Annotated in this window: 15 protein-coding genes; 5 read left to right on the top strand and 10 right to left on the bottom strand. The window is 43.6% G+C overall.

Annotated elements, in window-relative coordinates; translation table 11 throughout:
* Nucleotides 1–256: 256 nt before the first annotated feature.
* The 3 genes from H2O73_RS15405 to H2O73_RS15415 form a co-directional block, all read right to left on the bottom strand.
* Nucleotides 257–1,657: a PTS fructose transporter subunit IIBC gene (locus tag H2O73_RS15405; protein WP_182109761.1), complete on the bottom strand. Its 1,401-nt coding sequence runs from the start codon at nucleotides 1,655–1,657 to the stop codon at nucleotides 257–259.
* 11 nt (nucleotides 1,658–1,668) lie between these two features.
* Nucleotides 1,669–2,109: a PTS sugar transporter subunit IIA gene (locus H2O73_RS15410; RefSeq protein WP_182109762.1), complete on the bottom strand. Its 441-nt coding sequence runs from the start codon at nucleotides 2,107–2,109 to the stop codon at nucleotides 1,669–1,671.
* A gap of 367 nt (nucleotides 2,110–2,476) precedes the next feature.
* Nucleotides 2,477–5,038, bottom strand: a complete 2,562-nt coding sequence (locus tag H2O73_RS15415; protein ID WP_182109763.1) for a DUF294 nucleotidyltransferase-like domain-containing protein — start codon at nucleotides 5,036–5,038, stop codon at nucleotides 2,477–2,479.
* A 363-nt stretch (nucleotides 5,039–5,401) separates the two neighbouring features.
* Here H2O73_RS15415 and H2O73_RS15420 point away from each other — a divergent pair, with 363 nt between their 5' ends.
* Complete coding sequence (locus H2O73_RS15420) at nucleotides 5,402–6,859, top strand: DUF3360 family protein (protein ID WP_182109764.1); 1,458 nt, start codon at nucleotides 5,402–5,404, stop codon at nucleotides 6,857–6,859.
* Between the two features lie 448 nt (nucleotides 6,860–7,307).
* Here the strand turns inward: H2O73_RS15420 and H2O73_RS15425 are convergent, their stop codons facing one another.
* On the bottom strand, nucleotides 7,308–8,288 hold the full coding sequence (locus H2O73_RS15425) for a DUF1254 domain-containing protein (RefSeq protein WP_182109765.1): 981 nt from the start codon (nucleotides 8,286–8,288) through the stop codon (nucleotides 7,308–7,310).
* 192 nt (nucleotides 8,289–8,480) lie between these two features.
* Between H2O73_RS15425 and H2O73_RS15430 the strand changes: the two genes are divergently transcribed.
* On the top strand, nucleotides 8,481–9,401 hold the full coding sequence (locus H2O73_RS15430) for a LysR substrate-binding domain-containing protein (RefSeq protein ID WP_182109766.1): 921 nt from the start codon (nucleotides 8,481–8,483) through the stop codon (nucleotides 9,399–9,401).
* 42 nt (nucleotides 9,402–9,443) lie between these two features.
* On the opposite strand, the gene H2O73_RS15435 is transcribed toward H2O73_RS15430, so the two are convergent.
* From H2O73_RS15435 to H2O73_RS15450, 4 genes are all read right to left on the bottom strand, one after another.
* Nucleotides 9,444–10,232: a hypothetical protein gene (locus tag H2O73_RS15435; RefSeq protein WP_182109767.1), complete on the bottom strand. Its 789-nt coding sequence runs from the start codon at nucleotides 10,230–10,232 to the stop codon at nucleotides 9,444–9,446.
* A gap of 611 nt (nucleotides 10,233–10,843) precedes the next feature.
* Nucleotides 10,844–11,656, bottom strand: a complete 813-nt coding sequence (locus H2O73_RS15440; RefSeq protein ID WP_182109768.1) for a crotonase/enoyl-CoA hydratase family protein — start codon at nucleotides 11,654–11,656, stop codon at nucleotides 10,844–10,846.
* A gap of 241 nt (nucleotides 11,657–11,897) precedes the next feature.
* Complete coding sequence (gene manA, locus H2O73_RS15445; protein WP_182109769.1) at nucleotides 11,898–13,115, bottom strand: mannose-6-phosphate isomerase, class I; 1,218 nt, start codon at nucleotides 13,113–13,115, stop codon at nucleotides 11,898–11,900.
* Nucleotides 13,116–13,195: 80 nt separating this feature from the next.
* Nucleotides 13,196–15,103 carry a PTS fructose transporter subunit IIABC gene (locus H2O73_RS15450; protein ID WP_182109770.1) on the bottom strand — a complete coding sequence of 636 codons (1,908 nt, stop codon included), beginning with the start codon at nucleotides 15,101–15,103 and terminating at the stop codon, nucleotides 13,196–13,198.
* Between the two features lie 375 nt (nucleotides 15,104–15,478).
* Here H2O73_RS15450 and H2O73_RS15455 point away from each other — a divergent pair, with 375 nt between their 5' ends.
* A complete protein-coding gene (locus tag H2O73_RS15455; protein ID WP_182109771.1) occupies nucleotides 15,479–16,318 on the top strand; it encodes an AraC family transcriptional regulator in 840 nt (279 codons plus the stop codon).
* A gap of 23 nt (nucleotides 16,319–16,341) precedes the next feature.
* Here the strand turns inward: H2O73_RS15455 and H2O73_RS15460 are convergent, their stop codons facing one another.
* On the bottom strand, nucleotides 16,342–17,118 hold the full coding sequence (locus H2O73_RS15460; protein WP_182109772.1) for a PTS sugar transporter subunit IIA: 777 nt from the start codon (nucleotides 17,116–17,118) through the stop codon (nucleotides 16,342–16,344).
* A 12-nt stretch (nucleotides 17,119–17,130) separates the two neighbouring features.
* On the bottom strand, nucleotides 17,131–17,430 hold the full coding sequence (locus H2O73_RS15465; protein ID WP_182109773.1) for a PTS fructose transporter subunit IIB: 300 nt from the start codon (nucleotides 17,428–17,430) through the stop codon (nucleotides 17,131–17,133).
* A 232-nt stretch (nucleotides 17,431–17,662) separates the two neighbouring features.
* On the opposite strand from H2O73_RS15465, the gene H2O73_RS15470 reads away from it, so the two are divergent.
* Together H2O73_RS15470 and H2O73_RS15475 are read left to right on the top strand one after the other, a co-directional pair.
* Nucleotides 17,663–19,531 carry a PTS fructose transporter subunit IIBC gene (locus H2O73_RS15470; RefSeq protein ID WP_182109774.1) on the top strand — a complete coding sequence of 623 codons (1,869 nt, stop codon included), beginning with the start codon at nucleotides 17,663–17,665 and terminating at the stop codon, nucleotides 19,529–19,531.
* Between the two features lie 263 nt (nucleotides 19,532–19,794).
* Nucleotides 19,795–20,616, top strand: coding sequence for a phosphate ABC transporter substrate-binding protein (locus tag H2O73_RS15475; protein ID WP_182109775.1), 822 nt, complete (start codon nucleotides 19,795–19,797; stop codon nucleotides 20,614–20,616).
* The last annotated feature ends 88 nt before the right edge of the window (nucleotides 20,617–20,704 follow it).

Below are 20,704 nucleotides of genomic sequence, written 5' to 3' on the forward strand. Positions count from 1 at the left end.
GTTACTCTATTATTTGAGCCAAACCAAGCAAACGTTAGAGCCATTTTGGTAGTAATTGTTGCGAAGAGAATCGCGTTATCAATGGTAGATAGCCTGTTGGCAAGGAGTGGTATACAAAGAGCAGAAGGTTAGATTCCAGAGGCAAGAGAGTATAAACTGCATCAATAACGTAAAAAGCCGATACTGGTGAGAGTATCGGCTTTTTGTTATCTCCGGCTTAGATGTCGGAACTAAGCTGGTAGAATTTGAGTCGTCATTAACTTACGATTAATGTCGCTGCTTGTTTCATCGCTTCTTTGGTTGAACACTCAATTACTTTTGAGTTAGCAAATCGTTGTGCGTCTTTCACTTGAATGTCGTGCGCAAGGATAACCAGTTTCGCGTTTGCAACATCTAGGTCAGTAATGCGGTTTTGAATGCCGTTTTGACCTTGTGTTTCAACTTTGATCTTAATCCCCGCTGCTGCGCCTGCTTTTTCTAGTGCTTTTGCTGCCATGAACGTGTGTGCTACACCTGAAGGGCAACAAGTTACTGCTACTACGTCGTACTCGCCTTCGCCTGCTGCTGGAGCCGCTGCTGCTTGAACTGGCGCTGCTGTCTGCTCTTCTTCTGCTTCTTCTTCAGCAACTGGTTTCCAGAAGCCAACGATAAGTGCCGTTGTTAGTGAACCTAGTGCAATACCCACTACGTACATTGGAATGTTGCTTGATACTGGCGCAGTAATTAGACCGCCCCATGGTGCGTGTAGTAGAACATCTGTTAGGAAGCCAAATACACAACCTACGATACCACCCGCTACGATTGAAGGAAGAACGCGCATAGGGTCGTTTGCTGCGAATGGGATAGCACCTTCAGAGATACCGATTGAACCCATGATTGCTGCTGCTTTACCTGCTTCTTGTTCTTCTTTAGAGAATTTCTTCTTGAATAGGAAAGTCGCTAGAGCCATACCTAGAGGAGGTGTACAGATTGCGATACCAACGCCACCCATTAGCCATGGTTGAGTATCAACTTGAGTTTGGGCAAATAGCGTTGCTACTTTGTTGATTGGACCACCCATGTCGAATGCAGTCATACCACCTAGGATAGTACCTAGAACCACTTTAGATGCACCAGCCATTGAAGCTAGGAACTCGTTCATAGACGTCATGAACAATTTGATTGGCTCACCGATACCCCATAGAACGATACCAGCAGAAACCAGTGTACCGATCAGAGGGTAGATGAAGTAGGCGCCAAGTGCCGTCATGTTTGGTGATAGTGGAATTTTCTTAAGTTGGAAAACCACGCCACCTGCGATGAAACCCGCTACGATACAACCTAGGAAACCGCCGCCCATATCAGCCATGATGCCTGAAGCAATCATCGCAGGAGCAAGTGCTGGTTTGTCAGCGATTGAGTAACCAATGAATCCGCCAAGGATGATTGGGAATAGAACCAGACCTTTGATACCGATATTAGAAATATCCGCTAAGATGCCAGTTGCTGGAACCGCGCCTTTACCTGATGCCATTACCGCTAGAGCAAGTAGAACACCACCGGCAACGATAAAAGGCAACATGTGTGACGTACCAAAAAGTAGGTGTCCTTTTAAAGTGCTAAGTGTCTTTTTTAGATCACTCTTATTATTGGTAGTTTGAGCTGTTAGGGTACTCATAATTAATCCACCTATGAATTGATTAAAATATTTAGAATTTGTTGTTCATTCTGTGCATTGTTAATTTCTTCGATAAACTCATCGCTGAATTTTCCGAATAATTCTTGTAGTACATAAATATGATGATCAGCGCCGTTGTCTGGTGAAGCAATCATGAAAAATACAGTAGGTTTAATACCGTCTTCGTCACCATATTCAATACCGTCACGCATTACACCAACAGCGATTGCAGGTTCAATTACTGCTTTGCTTTTAGCGTGCGGGTAAGCGATACCATCAGTGGATGTAACGCTGACAGATTCACGAGTTTCGATGTCTGATAAAAAGGCATCTTTATTGCTGATTCGGTTGTCGTTTAATAGTAATTGAGCCAACTCTTCAAACACTTCTTTTTTATTATTTGCTTGAAGTTGATGTTTAATTAAATTGACGTTTGTTAGTTGTGTAATCATGTTTAACTCATGGTTTTAATGTTCTGAGTTAAAATTAATCCATGCGTTGAATAAGCGAAATAGCAAAAAAAATCCAATCACTATACTTTTGTATCAAAGCAATCTGAGTGTGATAACGGTCATTATTTTATTTTGGCTAATTTCAGTTGCAGCGGTGTTGGCGGGCGCTTGAAACTTTAACGCATATGCTGGAATTGAGAGTAGGGAAGGAGAAAGAGCTGAGAGAGCGAGAATAGAGGCGGCGATTTTCCGTTCACCAGTCCTAGGTCGGTTTCGCTAAATGGAAACCTTAACTGAGCGACACTCTAAGATTCTATGGGTTGCATAGTATTTTAGAGTGTCTGCCTGTTAAAGTGAATGTTACTGCCTAAGACAAGAAATCTTGCTGTACTTTTGAGTGAAACATCGAAATTCGGCTCAGAACATTGGTCAGATTCTGAGTCTCTAAGACGGTTAACTCACTGACTGTCAGCATGTCGTTGATTTGTCTGAGATCGCTGTACTCAATGATCTGGTTCATAAAACGAAGCTGCCAGATATGATCAAAGATATAGACCATTTCTCGGTAGGTTGTGGCGTCGATCTCTTCCACAGCATGCAGCCCTTTTAACCTTTCAATGGTGTTGCTTTCTCGAATGTCATGTTTGAGCGCATAGAGACGACAGAAAATCTCCATTGGTCTTAAGCAATCTTTCAGGTTTATTACTTCAAAGCCTTCGCTTTTCTCCGTGACTAACTGTCCGTCACTGTCTAATGGAATAGAATGGTTGAGACAATTTTGCGCATATACGCGTAGAAACTCCGGCTTTATCGCTAATTGCTTTTGAATATGGGCTTGAATACCATCAGCCAGATTCGCGTTACCAAACGTAGAGCGAATATCAAAGAAAACGTTGAGCTCTAGAATCCCTTCTGGCGTCGCTTCTTCTATCCAGCGAGTGAAGTTGCTTCTCCATTCTTTCTCACTTAAGCACCACTGATGGTTGGAAGCCATAATCAAGCCATCACAATAGCTATAACCTGCTTGATTTAGCATAGCGCAGACCTTTTCAGCCAAATGCAAAAAATAGCGTCGAGTGGTTTTTAAGTCTTGATCATCAGGCGTTTCAAACACAATTGCATTGTCTTGATCAGAGAAAAGCGTCATGTCGTGTCGAGCATTGCTACCAAAAGACAAGAATGAGAAAGGCACCGGAGGCTCGCCGATTTCTTCGATGGTCAACTCAATAAAACGACAGATAGCCGCATCATAAGTTTGCCCAATCAGTCTTCTTAAATGTTCAGGGCGTGTCCCCGAAGCAATCATTTCACGAATTAAATCAGTAAGTCGATTTAGCGATTCAATCACATGAGAGTGGCTTTCACCTTGTTCAATATCTGCGACTATGCTGCTGCTTGTTTTATGGTATGACGAATTTGAGATCGTGGAGTTAAAACTGGCGCCGTAAACTTTGCGAACGATAGGACGGAAAGAGATGACGTGCCCCAATTTTTCTGAGAGGAAGATACGAGAGGTACTCAAGATAATATCAATCTCCCGTCCACTCTTAGTGACGATTTGAGCCTCAAATTCACTTGGTTCGGTGTCATGGGTAAACAACTGTAGCAGATGTTGCAATACTCGCTTGTTTTGTTCGGCAGTTGAAAACAGCTCTTGCCAAATCGTCTGTGATTTTAGCTCTGTATCTGTATATCCAAGAAGTTGATGTAATCGTGTATTCGAAAAAACGATTTTCCCATCGGCTTCCAAAATGTAGCCTTCATTGGAAGATTCAACCAACGCTTTGTAACGGTTTTTAGCTTCATGCAACGCAACTTCAGCGCGCATTTTCTTTTTCTCAATCGCTTTTGATTGAGCAATGACATAAAGCATGATCAGGGCTAAACCCAAAGTAATAGCAACAAACACTCGGTAAAGGGTGGTTTCTAGGCGCTCGATTTCTTGTTGAACATCTTCAAGGTAAACGCCTGTACCCACTATCCACTGCCATTCTTCTACCCCTTCTACATAGGTCATTTTTGGCGCAGTAATTGTCGCGTCGTCTTTCCATTGCCAGAGATACTCTAAGTAACCTTCGTGGGAGGATTTTACTAACTTGGCGAGCTCAACAAAAATTGGGAAATCAGAGCTTTCACCGCTCTCATAATAGTGCGTTAAATCTTGGTTGGTTAAGTCGCTTCGATAGGGGTGCATGATCATGCGGGGATGCATATCAGTGATAAAGAAATAGTCTTTATTTTCAGGGCCGTATCTCATTGAACGAATGTCAATCGCCGCCTTGTGTTGCGCCTCTTCTAAACTGAGGGCGCCACTTTTTTCCATACCGACATACCGGTCAACAACACTTACCGCAGTAGACGTTAGCTCTTTAAGCATCTGCTGTTTTTGCCCCACCATCGAGTCTTCAACCAGAGGCAAAATAAGATAGATTATCGCGGTAACAAACAAAATAATCGCACTGATGGTGGGTAATACGATCCGTAGCCCGAATCGATTAAGCGGTGAATCTTGCTCACTTTGTACCGCGCTTAATCCATTGAAATAATCGGCTAGCTCACTTTCGTCTAGCACGTCACCTAATTGAGCCTCGTGACTGGTATCGTGATATTTGGCAATGAACGAGCTATTTTCGAAGTCTGCTCTTGTTGGTAAATACCCGTGATAATCATCTCGAATATGCGTTTCAAGAACGTCTTTGATTTGTTGGTTTGTGTACTTGTCACCAAACGCCAGAATCGCCTCTGCTAAGGCTTCTTTACAATGGCGAAATCGACGATGTGAATACGGGTCAAATTCCACTTCTTTTGCCATTGTCTCGCAGTGGTCTTGTCCATTGTAATCAAAAAAGCCGTCGATCCAACGATGTATATCTTCAGCTCTGACTCCGAATAAGTGTTCGGTTCGATCTGCGTGTTCAGAAATTCTCATGGCGTTTTAGTCACTTCCTTGCATATTGATATTTGCGTCAATAACGTGTCGTAAGTAGCATTTTTATTACAAAGTATTCAATTAGCTAATGCATTGGATGCTTTTTTAATCGAAATCAATAATCAGACAATACCTCTTTCCTAGTATGGCCCCAATGTTTTGACGTGATTTTTGACAAGATGCCCAAGAGTTGTCTTGTTTTCATCAACGAAGTGGTTCTATGTTTTTCTTATCTTTTCAATAGGATAAGGCATTGGTAGCGTCTGGGATGTCGTCTAGTACTGATCGAAGGTCAGTATACCAAGTGTCAGCGGAATGCTAATTGACATAGTTCAACTTCGTCTCAATACAAAGGAAGACGAAATGTCTAAGAAAAGTAAGCCCTTCTATAGGGAAATGCGTAAAAATGCACACGAATTTGAGAACCGTGAAGAGTTCCTTAACCACGATCTCAAAATAATGAGTTTTCGCCGCTGGGGTATTCACTTACCTTCACGCGATTACAGTGTCGAGCTTGAAGACTTAGTACCCGCACTAGCGGCAACGATCGGTAAAGTGGTCATGGTAACCGCGATGGTGGCTGTATTTGCGGCACAATTTGGGTTATCGCCAGAGTTTGTTGCAGAAAACGTGCGTTATGAGCTACTGATCGCTGGTGCTCTGTTTGTAATCCTATTCTCTGCAATTTTGAACCCAAACTCTAACTTAGCGGGTACTCACGGCCCAATGATTCCATTGATCCCCTTGATTGCTGCTGCTGGGGGACATCCGTTGGCTTTGGGCATCATGGTCTGTATGTTCGGTTTTATCCTCGCTTATACCAAAGGTGGGTCAAAACTGATGACACTAACGGGGGTTGGCGTTCGGGGCGGCCTGCTTATCTATTTAGGGGCTGTCGGTCTGATTGGTCAGATCAATAAAACCGAAGCTTGGGCTTCAAGTACCGATCAAGGCTACATTTCGTTTGCAGTTATTGGCGTGACCCTAGCAGTCTACGCTTACCTTGCTAAAGTCAATAAGCGCTGGTTAGCTATCCCGTTGTGTTCTCTCATTGCTGGTATTGTTGCCTATGTTTTAGGGGCAGAATTCGCCTTTACGACCGAACCTGGGCTTCCACACTTCAGTCCATTCTACTGGTGGGGAGAAGACACAGGTTGGCAATTAGGCTGGCCTAATCTAGAACACTTCATCGCCGTAACACCATTTGCTTTATTAGCTGTTGCGATGTGGTCACCTGATTACCTTGGTCACCGCGTGTTCCAAGAACTGAACTATCCGAAAGAAGCGAAAGGCGTTCTAATGGACGTAGATGACACCATGATGGTTGCGTCAATTCGTCAAGGTATTGGTTCATTCCTTGGTGGTGGTAACCTAGCTTCTTCTTGGGGTACCTACATGATCCCAGCAGCTATCGCTAAACGTCCTATCCCTGGTGGTGCACTGCTAACCGGTATTATGTGTATTGCTGCCGCCGTTATTGGCTACCCAATGGATCTTGCCATGTGGGAACCGGTACTGCGCGTTGCTCTGATTGTTGGTGTATTTTTACCGTTGCTTGAAGCGGGTATGCAGATGATCCACAAGCACAAAGACTCACTCAGTGCAGGTATCTGTATCTTCGCTTGTGCTTTCGTGAACCCAGTATTTGGTTGGGCAACAACTATGTTACTGGATAACATGGGTCTAATTGGTGACCATGAACGTGCAAAAGAGCTATCAGCAAAAGATAAATATCTTATTCCTGGACTAGCATTTGTTGTGTGTGTGGGTTCACTGGCTGTTGTTGGGCAATTACCTGGTATTCCAGCGCTGATCGGCTAACCAATATCATATGGGTCAGCTCTTTCTTCTGCAATACAAGTCAGTTGTATTAATAGCAGAAGGTAAGACCTGACCCTTTTTTGTGAATGCAGAGTTGAGAGATGGAGAAAGAGTTGAGAGATGGAGAAAGAGTTGAGAGATAGAGAAAGAGTTGAGAGATAGAGAAAGAGTTGAGCGGGCGAGGGGAGGTCGTCTCTCTAGATCAAACCCAAGATATTTCTTGGGCTTTACCGCTTAAGAAGTTTTTGGACAGAAACAATTTAGCGCATTGACTAATTTAGGAACTTCCCGATTAGCTTAAATATGCCCCAGCCTAAACCTCTTAAATAAATGCATTATATAGAAATGGTCTAGCGTCAAACTAGACCATTGATTCAGATAAGCAAAAAGGCAAAAGGAGATCACCCCTATTTTTAACTAGGCACACTATCCAAATTGATTGTGAACCCTATTGCTTACCAGTTACGTTGTACATGTTGTCTGCTTGCTCTTTGACGGTCTCGGCATCAATTGGAAGGTACATTCTTACTAAGAAATTACCGCCTTTTTCTACTGTAGCATTACCTGTACCCAGCTCGCAGTTGGTCGTGAATGAGAAAGAATTACCATTATCTTTCATCTCACTGTGCGGAATATAAAAATCACTTTCATGAATCCAACCATCAGCACCATAGAAAGTAGCAGATAGATATCCGTTATTCTTCCAATCTAGAGACGGCTTCTCAATGGTCCACGTCTGGCATTCGTCTGAAGTGACTTGCAGGGGAACATATTGAGCAGTATCCATAGGTAGTCCGCCCCATCCATAAGCTGCCGCATATAGGTAGTTATGAGGATCCACATCATCTAGCGTTTTTCCAAAGGCGTTGTGCCCGGCAATAGGTTGCTCTCCGGAGTTAACCTGACGCACTAACTCATCACGGAATGCAATCACTTCATCTGCATCAAAGCCTTTAGCAAGATAGGGTCTTGCGGCGTTCGCTTCAAACTTCAACTGACTTTGGCGATGTTTGGTATCGGCGTAGTCACCGTTATCACGGGTTCTCGCCAGTAGGTAAACATATTCACCTTGAATGTCATCAGCTGTCACTTTTAGGGTTTCACCATTTTTCACAACTTGGTGGAATAGGTGGTGTTCGTCAATGATGTGAATGATCTGAAATTCATCAGATTTAGGGACAGTAAATGTTGCACCTTTACTCACATCAACGATAGCAATGGAGTACACAACATCACGGTTAGAACGGATGACTTGTTGGTTATCGATACTTACGGGATCATCATGCATCCATTTGTTCACGCCGACTTTTTCTTGCACGCCTGTGAAGTACCAATCAGATTCGGCAACGACGTAGCTGTCCATTGTTACAGGGGCCGCAACACAGCTAAATGCACTGATTAGAGATAAAGATAGAATCGTTTTTTTCATATTTTGACTCGCTTATTCGAAGGTTTAATTATCGTCCTTCTAAAATTTTGCCGAATCAGTGCGTTAACTGCGTGCTGATTCGTATTCCATTACCTATGCCTGTGATGATAAAGATCCAATTGAGATTCGAATATTTGAATTTAGTTACCTTGCTGTTAAGCTGAACTTAATACAGCTTATAAAGGGACAGCAATGAGCAACGATAAGTTTAAGAACCTTGATCTCAACCTACTCAAGTTATTCTCTGTTGTTTATCAACAACGTAACTTAAAGAAATCTTCTGAGTTGCTCTTTATTTCACCTCCTGCTGTTAGCCAAAATATTAATAAGTTACGTGACCACTTTGAGGATGAGTTGTTTGTTAAAACCCCAAAGGGGTTTGATACGACTCCGTTTGCAGACAGTCTTTTTTCGGCCTTGTCTCCAGCGTTAACTTATTTGTCCCACGCGGTGAATACTCATGGTGAATTTGAGCCTAGCGAGCTTGATGGCACTATCACGGTCGATATGGGGCAACAGATCATTCCTTGGTTATCGCCGATGATGTTTGAGCAAATCTCAGTGTTATGCCCGAACGTTACTTTTGCTTCTCACAATATGACCACTGCAACACCCGCAATGATGAAAACTGATCAAGTCGACATTGCTGTCCAATTTCAGTTTTCTAGTACGACAAAAGATATCTACGAGCTTCCTCTAGATGATGTGAGCTTCGTTGCGGTGGTGAGAGAAGATCACCCCTTTAAGAAAGAAACGGCGACGATTGAGGAGCTATTAGAATACGATTTTGCCCTGATAGAAATGCCGTTTTTTAATACTTTCCATACTTCGCTTATTGAACAAGTGATAGCCAAAAAAGGGTTAGACATTAATGTTGTTCATAGAAGTACATCAGCGATCAGCATTCGTGAAATTGTGTTGAAGACGGACTTGATTGCTCCGGCTCTAGAAAACTTTGTGCAGCATTGTGGGGAAGGGCTCAGGGCGATAAAGGTCACGAACTTTGAAGAACTTACTACGTTGCGTTTATGTGCCTATATCCACAAGAAGAACAGGAAGAGTAAAAAACACTTGTGGCTATATGAGATGATTAAATCACTTATCAATACGTAAGAGTTGGCTCGGCAAATTGCAAACCAACTCTTATTCTATGAATTAAAATTGGTAATTGAACTCAATGCGATGATCACCATCTGAGTAGTGGGTGTTTTCACTCCAGTTGGCATAGTAGCGGACATTTGCTCTTGGAATTAGTTGGTAACCTAACGAAAATTCATGGGTCATGATAGAGTCACCTTGCTGAAAACCTTGCTCTTTGTAATCAGATGAGCCCGAAATTGTGCCCATGTACATTGGGTTATAATTGAGCCAAATTTTGTCTGTAATTTGCATCTTTGCGTACATACCAGCCACGTAAAAAGTTCCGTGTAGGTTGTAGCGGTCTCGAACTTGGCTAGCGTCTAAATCTCCACCCGTTGTCCCCTCGAACTCCTCTCCTGCGGCAATACCTAAGCCAGCAAGCGGGTAGAAGTTGAACATGCCCATCTGCGGCAGCGCTTGGATGAAGCTATAAGATGCTGAACCTTGGTTACTATCAAAGTTCCAATTCACATCAACTTGAGATCCTCGACCATTGGTTAGGTCAACGCTGAAATTTCTAAATCGAATTGAGTCGATGCTGTCATCGTTGTTTCGATCGTTCCACCCCAGAGTGTCGCCTGCAATACCTTTGATTTCGAAAACATTCATCCCCATCGTGACATCATTACCCGTATCATAGGTTTGACCGACTTTAACGTTAAGTCCTTTGTCGGTGTAGCCAAAACCTGCCTGTGTATAGACCGCAAGCGGGTCCGACATATCTTGAATTTCAGACTCTTGAGCAAAGGATGCTGTTGCAATAGAAAGGGATGTTAGAGCGAAGATAGACCTGCGTATAAACATTTGTAACCTCGTTAAATGGTAGGTCTACGTCCTTGTAGAATTAAGACTCACCAAGACTTTACAAATAGTTTTTGCATGCCGGAATTCACAATTGCTTAATCAGGTGTTAAGTGGGGCTTCATAAAATGAAGGTGAAGCCGATAGGAAAATCAAAACACATTTTGGGGCACATACATTTTAGGTTATTAGCTCTAAAGTATGGGTTCAACGGGGTCAGGTCTTACTTTTTGCTTAGTCAATCCCCCCCCAACGATTAGCTCGCCAATTCAAACACCTCATTAGGTAAAAATTCAGGACAGAATTTTTAGGTTTTCGGCGTCGGGAACGCCTAAAACCGACCGGACAGCGACAAAGAAAGTAAAGCGCCTTTCTGTTTACTCTTTGGCAAGACAAAGAGTGACTGGACCGCTTACAGTAAGGGCAAAGAAATCAGCAGACTTAAAAGCGGGACATATCAACAACTAAACGCAAAAGCGAGCTCTAAGTTAGTTTGACTCACCGAGGGGCATTTCTGAGCTAGCAAGATTAGCTAGCTCGGTGTTGGTAGAGGGGATTTTAAAAGGTAGCACTAAGGCATGCGTGCGACCTAAAAAATACAGTTTATGAGGCGATCACTCAAACTTACGCGGTAAATAGTCACGCTTGGAATCCGGTTTTCGTTCTCTGCTGATCGCAACCGCTCGGTTTTTCCCCAAAGCCACTCTAATTTGATACCAAGTTTCCAAAAATAGAGCCTTGCCGGCAGATGAGCACCAGGTTTGGTTATAAAGCTTTTTGTTTGCCGCTAATACGTCGGGTGAGCGATTAATACATTCCAATGCTAACTCGTAAGCCGCACTAAAGGGATCGGCTGCGACTTTTGTGACCAAGCCGATTCTATGTGCTTCGTCACTATCAATTACTTTCGCCGTCATCGCTAATTCAAGAGTATGATCTTGTCGCATTACTTCTCTAAATGCGACGGCTCCGCCCATGTCTGGGATTAACCCCCACTTTGCTTCCATGATCGAAAAGTTTGCATCATGAGATGCGATACGAAAATCTCCACCGCTCGCCAATTGTAAACCTCCTCCCCAACAACGACCATGGATGGCAAAGATCACAGGGCAGGGGATGTCACGCCAGCCCAACGAGAAACGTTGCGCGCTATTTGGCATTGTCGGCCACCATTTGAACAATAATTTGAGAGCATCCACTTTGTTCGTCAATAAAGATTTTACATCCAAACCTGAGCAAAAATCACTGCCAGCACCTTGTACAATAACGGCTCTAATTAGTCGTTCCTTTTTAAGCTTTTTGGTTAATCTATTCACTTGCTGGAACATTTCCATATCAATAGCGTTGAGCTTATCGGGGCGATTTAGCGTAACAATTGCAATTTGGTTTTCATCAATTTCGCATGTAATACGAGGTTGTGTTGGCATAGTGGCTTCCGAATAGTGGTCATACCACTAACGTAGGCAATGAATTGATATTTTTAAAGGTAGAGTTGTTTAGAATGAGAGAGTTATGCAGCTTTGGTTAATCCAAATGTAAAAACGGCAACGATGTTTCAGATTATTTTTGGTAGTAAGAACTCGTATAAATGGAATGTGGCTGAGAATTTAACTCAGACAAACAAAAGCCCCGCATGGCAGGGCTTAAGTACTTAGAAACTCGCTAGATTTAACTGTAAGCGCGCGCAACTCGACCTTGGCACTCTAGGGTGTAGCTTTGTGCGTAAGCAGGCACAAATACAGACTGACCTTTCTCAATTGCGCAGCTTTGACCATTGCTGTGAGTCAGCGTCATTGAGCTATCAAGTGCTAACAAGATCTCCGCCGTGTTGATCTCTATTACACGATCAGTAGAGCTTGGAATAATCGCAAATTTGAAGTCTTCTACTGGGATAGGGTATTCCAGTACTTCATCATTCACATTTGGCTCTAACAGTAGCGTATCGAAAGGTTTCTCTTCAAAAATCGTACACGCAACTAGCTCATCAATATCCATGAACTTTGGCGTTAAACCGGCACGTAGTACGTTGTCTGAGTTCGCCATTATTTCAAGACCAGTACCTTTGATGTAAGCGTGTGGTGTTTCCGCATCTAGGAACATTGCCTGACCTGGCTCAAGAGTGATGATATTGAGTGTTAGCGGTACAAACAGACCAATATCACCTGGGTATTGAGTCTCTAGCTCAACAATCAGTGCCATTAATGGATCTTGAGAGTTGTTTGCGTAAGCCATTAGCGCAGCTAGTGCGTTATCTTTACTCTCGCCATTTAGAGAGAGCAGAGCAGAGAAGAAATCACTCAGCCCTTGAGCGGTTTGGTTTTCAACTAGAGCCGCAAGTAACGTTGCCAGTTCAGGGATGTCTAAACGAGAGAAGTTGGCAATGATCTCTTCAGTCGAGCGGAATCCATTCATCGCTTGGTACGAGGTTAGTGCGTAAACCAGCTCAGGCTTGTGGTTTGGATCTTTGTAGTTACGGTTAGCCGCTGTTAGAGCAATACCTTGTTGTTCTTCACGGGCGAAACCGGTTTCTGCCTGCTGTTTATTTGGGTGCACCTGAATTGAAAGCGCTTTTTCAGCCGCTAGGATCTTAAATAAGTAAGGCAGTTCACCAAAACGTTGCGTAACTTTTTCGCTTAAAAAAGCGTTCATGTCATTGCTAATCAGTTCAGACAGTTTCGTCGTTTCGCCTTGGCTTTCAACCATAGAACAGCCATTAGGGTGCGCACCCATCCAAACTTCAGCTTGAGGTTCGCCAGTTGGGTTTTCAATACCAAAAAGCTGGTTGACTGAGGTTGTGCTGCCCCATGCGTAATTTTGGATGACGTTGGTCATCGGGAAGAATACAGAATGTAGGTTTTGATTGTTTTCAAAAAGAGTATCAGACATCAATGTCACCATAAAATTTGCAGGCTGTAATGCAACATGACCTAAGCAAAATTGCCTAGGTCATGAGAGTTTATAGCGAGTTATGCAGTGGCTGCAATTTGTTTCGCTTTGCGGATTTTCTTAAGAGTAACACAGGTGATAGCCGTCACAGTTGCACCTGCAGCCATAGAAAGAAGTGCAAGTAATGGGAAGTTCATTGCGCCAAGTAGAGCGACTACTGGACCGCCATGCGCCACGCTGTTAGTGATACCGAAAGAGAATGCCATTACGGCAGCGACCATTGAACCTAGCACGTTGGCTGGGATTACAGACATAGGGTCTTGCGCGGCAAATGGAATGGCACCTTCAGAGATACCCACTAAACCCATAGCACCAGAAGCTTTACCTGCTTCAATTTCTGATGATTCGAACAGGTCAAGTTTACGACCTAATACCGTCGCCATTGCCATGCCAAGTGGCGCAACAGGAATGGCACACGCCATGGCACCCATGAACTGTGTTTGACCACTTGCAATCATGCCTACTGAGAACAGGAATGCCACTTTGTTAAATGGACCACCCATATCAAAACCGGCCATGCCACCTAATACGATGCCTAGCAGTACAACGTTGCCAGTGCTTAAGCTAGTTAGTATTGCGGTTAGACCATCCATTAAGCTTGCGATTGGCGCGCCAATAACAAAAATGAATAGACCAGCAATAAATAACGAACCTGTGATTGGCGCAATCATGATTGGCACAAGTGGTTGAATAAATTTGTGGTAGTTAATGGATGTTACCCATTTCACAAAGTAACCGACGAGTAGACCAGCAATGATAGCACCGATAAATCCAGTACCCGCTTCTGCACCATAGAATGAACCATTGTTGGCGATCCAGCCACCAATCAAGCCTGGAGCAAGACCAGGGCGGTCAGCAATCGCATAGGCAATGTAACCCGATAGAATAGGGATCATCAGTGTGAAGGCAACCACACCCACATTGAGGATTTGGTTCCACATGCTGCCATCAGGTATCGCCATACCAGCTTCTGTTGGCTCACCACCGATTGCCAGTGCAAGCGCAATTAATAGACCACCGGTGACAACGAATGGGATCATATGTGATACGCCATTCATTAGGTAACGGTATAGATCTGAGCGAGTTTGCGACGCTTTTTCACTATTTGATTGGCTACTTTGTACGGTGTTAGCTTGATACGTTGGGGCGTTTAACGCCTCGTTAATCAGCCCTTTTGCATTGCGGATTGGCGCTTTAACGTTGGTTTCAACTAAACGTTTACCAGCAAAGCGTGCCATGTCTACTTGCTTATCACAAGCGACAATAATGGCATCTGCACGGGCAATTTCTTCGTCTGTTGGGCTGTTTTTTACACCGATAGAGCCATTAGTCTCTACTTTGATTTGGTAACCCAGTTCAGCCGCGCCTTTTTCAAGCGCTTCTGCTGCTAGGTAAGTATGCGCAACACCTGCTGGGCAACCGGTCACACCAATGACAAAGCCTTTGCTTGCCGCCGTTTCTGTTGGTGCTGAGATCTCTTCCGGTTTCTCTAGTAATAGCGCTAGCGCTTCTTCATTATTTTGTGCAGCCAAGAAACGCTCAATAAAACCATCTTCAATCAGTTTTGAAGACAGTTCTGCAAGCACTTCAATGTGGTGGTTGTCACCACCATCAGGGGAGGCGATCATAAAGAATAGGGTAGATGGCAAGCCATCTTCAGCGCCGTATTCAATACCGGTTCGGCTGACACCAATAACAACCGCTGGTTCAATCACAGCTGCACTTTTCGCGTGTGGTATAGCAACACCTTCTTCAAATCCAGTATTACCTAGCTCTTCACGAGCCTTGATATCAGCGAGGAATTGTTCTTTGTCTGAAATTCGACCTTGAGCGTGTAATACGTCAATTAGCTCAAAGAATACCTCTTCTTTAGTGGTCGCTTTAAGATCAAGCGTAATCAAATTTTGATTAATAAGTTTTGTGATCATCTCACACCCCTTCGGTTTTATTGTTCTCTATAAGCGCAGTTTGAGCCGTTTTATAAAAACGATGAAGTGAAGAAAAATTGCATTTACTGGATTTTTGTAACCTAACATTCAGGGTGTGACATTGATCGTTTTGAAAGTGAGAGTTAGAGATATGTAACTTGTTGTAGTTTTGCTTGGAAAAATGGAAATCAGCACTAATTGTTATAAACAAAGACTTTGTAAGGCATAGTGTTGCTCGTTGAGTGGAAAATTAATGCTTTTACTGTAAAATTGTAACCTGATTTTTGAAGTGTGATTTCACACTGTGGCATATTCAAATAGAGCGATGTATACCTATTTTTATAGCACCAAACGTGCATTGCTAGAGTAATTAGAATGATTTTCCATGATTTGATTTCCTCAGTATTGAGTGAGCGAGAACCATTTCACAATATCTGGTTCGCGGGTGATTTTCATACTCCCCCAGAATGCAGCTATCAGGTTAACTTTCCTCGTTTAGAATTGGTGTTAGATGGTGAATACATCAATGAAATTGAAGACCATGAGCGTAAAGTGGCTCAAATAGTTGCCAAGCCGGGTGATGCGATTTTTATTCCGCCTAACTGTTGGAATAAACCCGATTGGGATACTAACTGCTCTGTGCTCAGTATGCTGTTTGGACGTCGACAACTTGGCTTGAGTTTGGTGAGCAAGCGCAAAGGTGAAGCGGGTTTTTATGATATTCAAAAACACAGTATCCAAACTCGCTCAGGCTTTGCGATTGATAATATATTGGAAGCGTTGAGTTCATTAGCCCGTGAAAGCCACAAGAAGCCAATGGATGAGTTGCTGTTACAAGCCTTGTTACAATACAGCAAAACCATGCTCGACCAACCGATAGAGCAATCACACAGTCGAGTTCAGGATCTTTATCAAGGCATCTGTATCTATATTCAAGAGAATTTTCATCGTCAAATTACTCGCGATAGCATCGCTGATCGCTTTAGTATTTCAGCCAACCATTTATCGCGCTTGTTCCGTCAGCAAGGGCATATGACATTGGCGGACTACATTACTTGGGTAAGAGTCGACCGAGCTAAATTTATGCTCAAGAAATACAATTTTAAACTCAATGAGGTCGCCATTCGTTGTGGCTTTAAAGATGTGAACTACTTTTGCCGAGTGTTTAAAAATAAAACCGGGCGCACCCCGTCAGAGTATCGCGGTTCTATCTAAACTGTTTTTTGCGGCAAATAATGTCACGCCAGTAAGCGTGACATTGCGTACATAAGCAGGGCTTGCAAGTCGACGCTACTGCGAGTCAGTAGTAGGCGCTGAGCAATTTGACCGGTGAGTAGATTACGAGTGAGATTGGTGGCGGCAATAATTTGTTCACGGCTTGGCGATTGAGGCATCACCAGTGCAATTGCGAGGTGAACTTGCCCCATTTTAGATGCCCAATCAATGGATTTATCATTACTGATCACCGCAATCGAAATATCGCTAACATCGGCAAACATCACATGAGGTAGGGCAATACCTGGTGTCACGCACGTTGATGAGCGCTCTTCACGCTTTACAAATGCGAGGATCAAATCATCAGGTGATGTTGGGTAGATTAGTTGAGCAAGTCCTTTTAAACACTCAAATTTAGTTAACTCTGTTTGTGCCTTTGCATAGTGCCATTGGATCTCACAGGGCGGAGATAGCTGCGGTAACCGCTTGGCTAATTGACTGGAGAATTGATAGTTAATATGTGCGCCAATCAAGCTAAAGTGCTCAGCAATAATATCTTTGAGTACAAAACAGGCGAGTTCGGCATCAATTCCGATTGCGGTAATTTGGCAAATATCACCTTGCTGCAAACCTACGCGAAGCATTGCCGACGATTTTGTCAGCATTGCGCACCGATCTTGGGTGATATTGATGATGTGTAGAGAGCTTTTGAATTTTTTTGCCAGCCGACACAGAGGCTGCGCAATATGAGCACTGTTACTGGCATCATCAACTAAAAAGGTAATTTGGTATTCGTTCATCTTGTTAGGTGTTTAGCGGCAATGAACAAGAAACACTTTGTCTACGTTGAGGAGCACGTCTTCAATAGGGATATGCACGGTATTCATCCCTTCGAAGCGCGCGGCTTGCTCAATATTGATATCAGAGACAATCAATACCTTGTCGGCTTGGGCAATATCATGAGGAGTTAAGGGGTTCTCAATGCCCATCGCGCCTTGAGTTTCGACTTTGATTTGAACGTTGAATTTAGGGGCTGCTTTTACCAGCGCATCCGCCGCCATATAAGTATGAGCAATGCCGGTAGGGCATGCTGTCACCGCTACAATTTTCATAGTAATTCTCGGCTTTTAGTTTGGCAGGATACTAGCATATCAGTGTTGGGAAGCCTTGATCTAAAACCAATAAAGGTAAGAGCTCTATCACAGTTTAAAAGCTGTGTTACATTACTCCAGTTAATGCTCGTTTCGTACTATATCGTGCAGTCGTTTGTGTGGTTAACCTATAGACCAAGTTTTCAAGCCATATCGACGAGTGTGAATGATCAAGTATTAGGTAGAATGAAAAATGGATATAACCACCCTAATTGAATCCAACACCATTTGTTTAAATCTTAAAGCGCAAACTAAAGAAGAGGTGTTATCTGAGTTGGTCGACATACTCGATAGCACAGGTAAATTAGCCAACAAAGATCAGTTTATACAAGACATTTGGAAGCGTGAGCAAATTGGCAATACTGGATTTGAAGAAGGTATTGCAATTCCACATGCAAAAAGTAATGCCGTTGTTCAGCCTGCGGTTGCTATCGGCATTAGCCGTAGTGGCATTGATTATGGTGCTGAAGACGGTGAACTGTCTGATGTCTTTTTCATGCTCGCGTCACCTGATGGTAACGATCACCACCATATTGAAGTGCTGGCACAAGTTTCTTCTAGATTGATTGAAGATGGGTTTGTTGAGCAGTTAAAAGCCGCGCAATCAGAGCAGGAAGCACTTGAATTGCTGATGGGTACTGACTCTCATGCTGCTGGCTCTGATTACGATAATAGTATTGAATTTATCTCAGAACCGATGAGCCCGTGCAAACAGAAGCTGGCACGAGTCAAAGAACATTTACTATTTGGTACATCGCACATGATCCCGTTTATCGTTGCGGGCGGGGTGCTGTTGTCTCTGTCAGTGATGCTGTCAGGGCAGGGCGCGTTACCCGAGAATGGGTTCTTGGCTGATGTGGCACAAATGGGTATTGCAGGACTTACGCTCTTTACCGTTGTTCTTGGCGGTTATATTGCTTATTCCATTGCTGATAAGCCGGGACTAGCACCCGGCATGATTGGGTCATGGATAGCGGTTAGCCACTATAACACGGGTTTTCTCGGCTCGATTATTGTCGGTTTTATTGCGGGCTATACCGTGAGCACATTAAAGAAAATTGAGCTGCCAGACAGCATGAGTTCGCTGAGTTCGATTTTTATATACCCACTGGTTGGCACCTTTGTGACCTGTGGCGCGGTCATGTGGTTGATTGGCGCACCTATTGCCAACGCTATGGCTTGGCTAAATGAATGGCTCGCGGGGTTAGCGGGTTCTGGCAAAATGATGTTAGGTACGGTGCTTGGTGCTATGACGGCATTTGATATGGGTGGACCTATCAATAAAGTCGCCACACTTTTTGCTCAGACACAGGTGAATACTCAGCCTTGGCTGATGGGGGGGGTGGGTATTGCAATTTGTACGCCGCCTCTTGGTATGGCGCTTGCGACACTGTTGGCACCGCATAAATTTAAGCGTGATGAACGCGAAGCGGGTAAGGCAGCGGGCATCATGGGCATGATTGGCATAAGCGAAGGTGCAATACCGTTTGCGGCGGCGGATCCTGCTCGAGTTCTACCAGCCATTGTTGCTGGTGGCATTGTCGGTAACGTAATAGGGTTTATGTTCCATGTGTTGAACCATGCCCCATGGGGAGGTTGGATCGTATTGCCTGTAGTTGATGGCAAGCTTGGTTATATCGTTGGCACGTTAGCGGGCGCGTTGACAACAGCCTTTCTGGTTATCTTTTTAAAGAAAACGGTCACAGAAGAAGATGAGATACAGTCACGCCAGTATTTAAATAGTTCAGTTGAAGGTGAGGGCGAAGCCGATGTATTGGCAGTCACATCATGCCCATCTGGCGTTGCACATACTTTCCTCGCGGCAAAATCGCTGGAGAAGGCAGCTCATTCGTTAGGAATGAAAATTAAAGTCGAAACGCAAGGTGCCAACGGGATTAATAATCGTATAACCGCTGCTGATGTAAGAAGAGCAAGAGTAGTGATATTTGCTCACGATGTAGCGATTAAAGAGCCTGAAAGGTTTAGTAATATCAAGACCATTGATGTCAGTACCAAAGACGCAATGTTAAATTCGATAGCGTTGTTAAAATCGACGCGATAATAGAGAACAGTTCCCCCAAAGTATAATTGTCTATCCCCCTAGACACTTGTGCTCCTGCAAATCAGCGTAAGCTGGGCTTAAGCCAGTCAGGTTTTCTGACTGGCTTTTTCGCTTCTATGACATCAAAACGGTCATTAACTGCTCTAGTTCGTCAACTGTCACACAGGCTTCAATTAAGTGAAACACAACTGTCATATTCGGATTCTAAAGTGACAACCGTTGAATAAAACACGACGGCAATAAAGCCACTAAAGGAAATTGTGATGAAAAAGACAGTTATCGGTGCAATTGCACTACTAGGTACTCTGACAGTAACTCCAGCGCTAGCGAAAGAAACTATCTCAGCAGTAGGTTCTAGCAGTGTAACTCCGCTAATGGAAGTTTTCTCAGAAACATACATGAAGACAAATCCAAACGTATTCATTGAAGTCCAAGGACCGGGCTCATCAGCAGGTGTTAAAGCGGCGAAAAATGGTAGTGCAGACTTAGGTATGTCTTCACGTAACCTAAAAGATTCAGAGAAAGAGCCAGCACTTAAAGAGCTAACGGTTGCTCTAGACGGTATCGCGGTAGTTGTTAACCCTAAAAATGACCTTCAAGGTCTGACTGCTGAACAAGTAACAGCTATCTATAAAGGTGACGTTACTAACTGGAAACAGGTTGGGGGTGCAGATAAACCAATCGTTGCCATCACTCGTGATACCGCCTCTGGTACTCGCGGCGCATTCGAAGACATCATGAAGCTTAAGAAGAAGATTGGTGATGTGAAAGTGTCAGCTATCTCTCAACGTGCTCAAGTTGCCAATGGTAACGGTGCTCTTAAAACAATGGTGGCATCTAATCCTTACGCAATTGGTTATATTTCGCTAGGTACAGTGGATAGCTCGGTAAACGCGCTAGCAATCAACGGCACAGAAGCAACAGTAGACAATGTTAAGAACAACTCTTACCAAGTAGCTCGTCCTTTCCTAGTGCTATACAAGGAAGGCAAACCTTCAGCTGAAGCTGAGAAGTTCCTTGATTGGATGGTATCTGCTGATGCACAAACATTAGTAGACCAAAAAGGTTACATCTCAATTAACTAATATATTCAATCTCTTAGAGAACAATAAGATCTGAGTATATAGAAATACCCTTGCTCAGCCTGGATTGGGCTGAGCCTCTTCTTTCACA

The organism is Vibrio marinisediminis, assembly GCF_014050145.1.
GTDB classification, from domain to species: Bacteria; Pseudomonadota; Gammaproteobacteria; order Enterobacterales; family Vibrionaceae; genus Vibrio; species Vibrio marinisediminis.

Coding starts and splice junctions, on each gene's coding strand:
- H2O73_RS15450 (WP_182109770.1), bottom strand. CDS start 15,103: ATGATCACAAAACTTATTAATCAAAATTTGATTACGCTTGATCTTAAA.
- H2O73_RS15465 (WP_182109773.1), bottom strand. CDS start 17,430: ATGAAAATTGTAGCGGTGACAGCATGCCCTACCGGCATTGCTCATACT.
- H2O73_RS15440 (WP_182109768.1), bottom strand. CDS start 11,656: ATGCCAACACAACCTCGTATTACATGCGAAATTGATGAAAACCAAATT.
- H2O73_RS15405 (WP_182109761.1), bottom strand. CDS start 1,657: ATGAGTACCCTAACAGCTCAAACTACCAATAATAAGAGTGATCTAAAA.
- H2O73_RS15425 (WP_182109765.1), bottom strand. CDS start 8,288: ATGAAAAAAACGATTCTATCTTTATCTCTAATCAGTGCATTTAGCTGT.
- H2O73_RS15435 (WP_182109767.1), bottom strand. CDS start 10,232: ATGTTTATACGCAGGTCTATCTTCGCTCTAACATCCCTTTCTATTGCA.
- H2O73_RS15430 (WP_182109766.1), top strand. CDS start 8,481: ATGAGCAACGATAAGTTTAAGAACCTTGATCTCAACCTACTCAAGTTA.
- H2O73_RS15470 (WP_182109774.1), top strand. CDS start 17,663: ATGGATATAACCACCCTAATTGAATCCAACACCATTTGTTTAAATCTT.
- H2O73_RS15475 (WP_182109775.1), top strand. CDS start 19,795: ATGAAAAAGACAGTTATCGGTGCAATTGCACTACTAGGTACTCTGACA.
- H2O73_RS15460 (WP_182109772.1), bottom strand. CDS start 17,118: ATGAACGAATACCAAATTACCTTTTTAGTTGATGATGCCAGTAACAGT.
- H2O73_RS15415 (WP_182109763.1), bottom strand. CDS start 5,038: ATGAGAATTTCTGAACACGCAGATCGAACCGAACACTTATTCGGAGTC.
- H2O73_RS15455 (WP_182109771.1), top strand. CDS start 15,479: ATGATTTTCCATGATTTGATTTCCTCAGTATTGAGTGAGCGAGAACCA.
- H2O73_RS15420 (WP_182109764.1), top strand. CDS start 5,402: ATGTCTAAGAAAAGTAAGCCCTTCTATAGGGAAATGCGTAAAAATGCA.
- manA (WP_182109769.1), bottom strand. CDS start 13,115: ATGTCTGATACTCTTTTTGAAAACAATCAAAACCTACATTCTGTATTC.
- H2O73_RS15410 (WP_182109762.1), bottom strand. CDS start 2,109: ATGATTACACAACTAACAAACGTCAATTTAATTAAACATCAACTTCAA.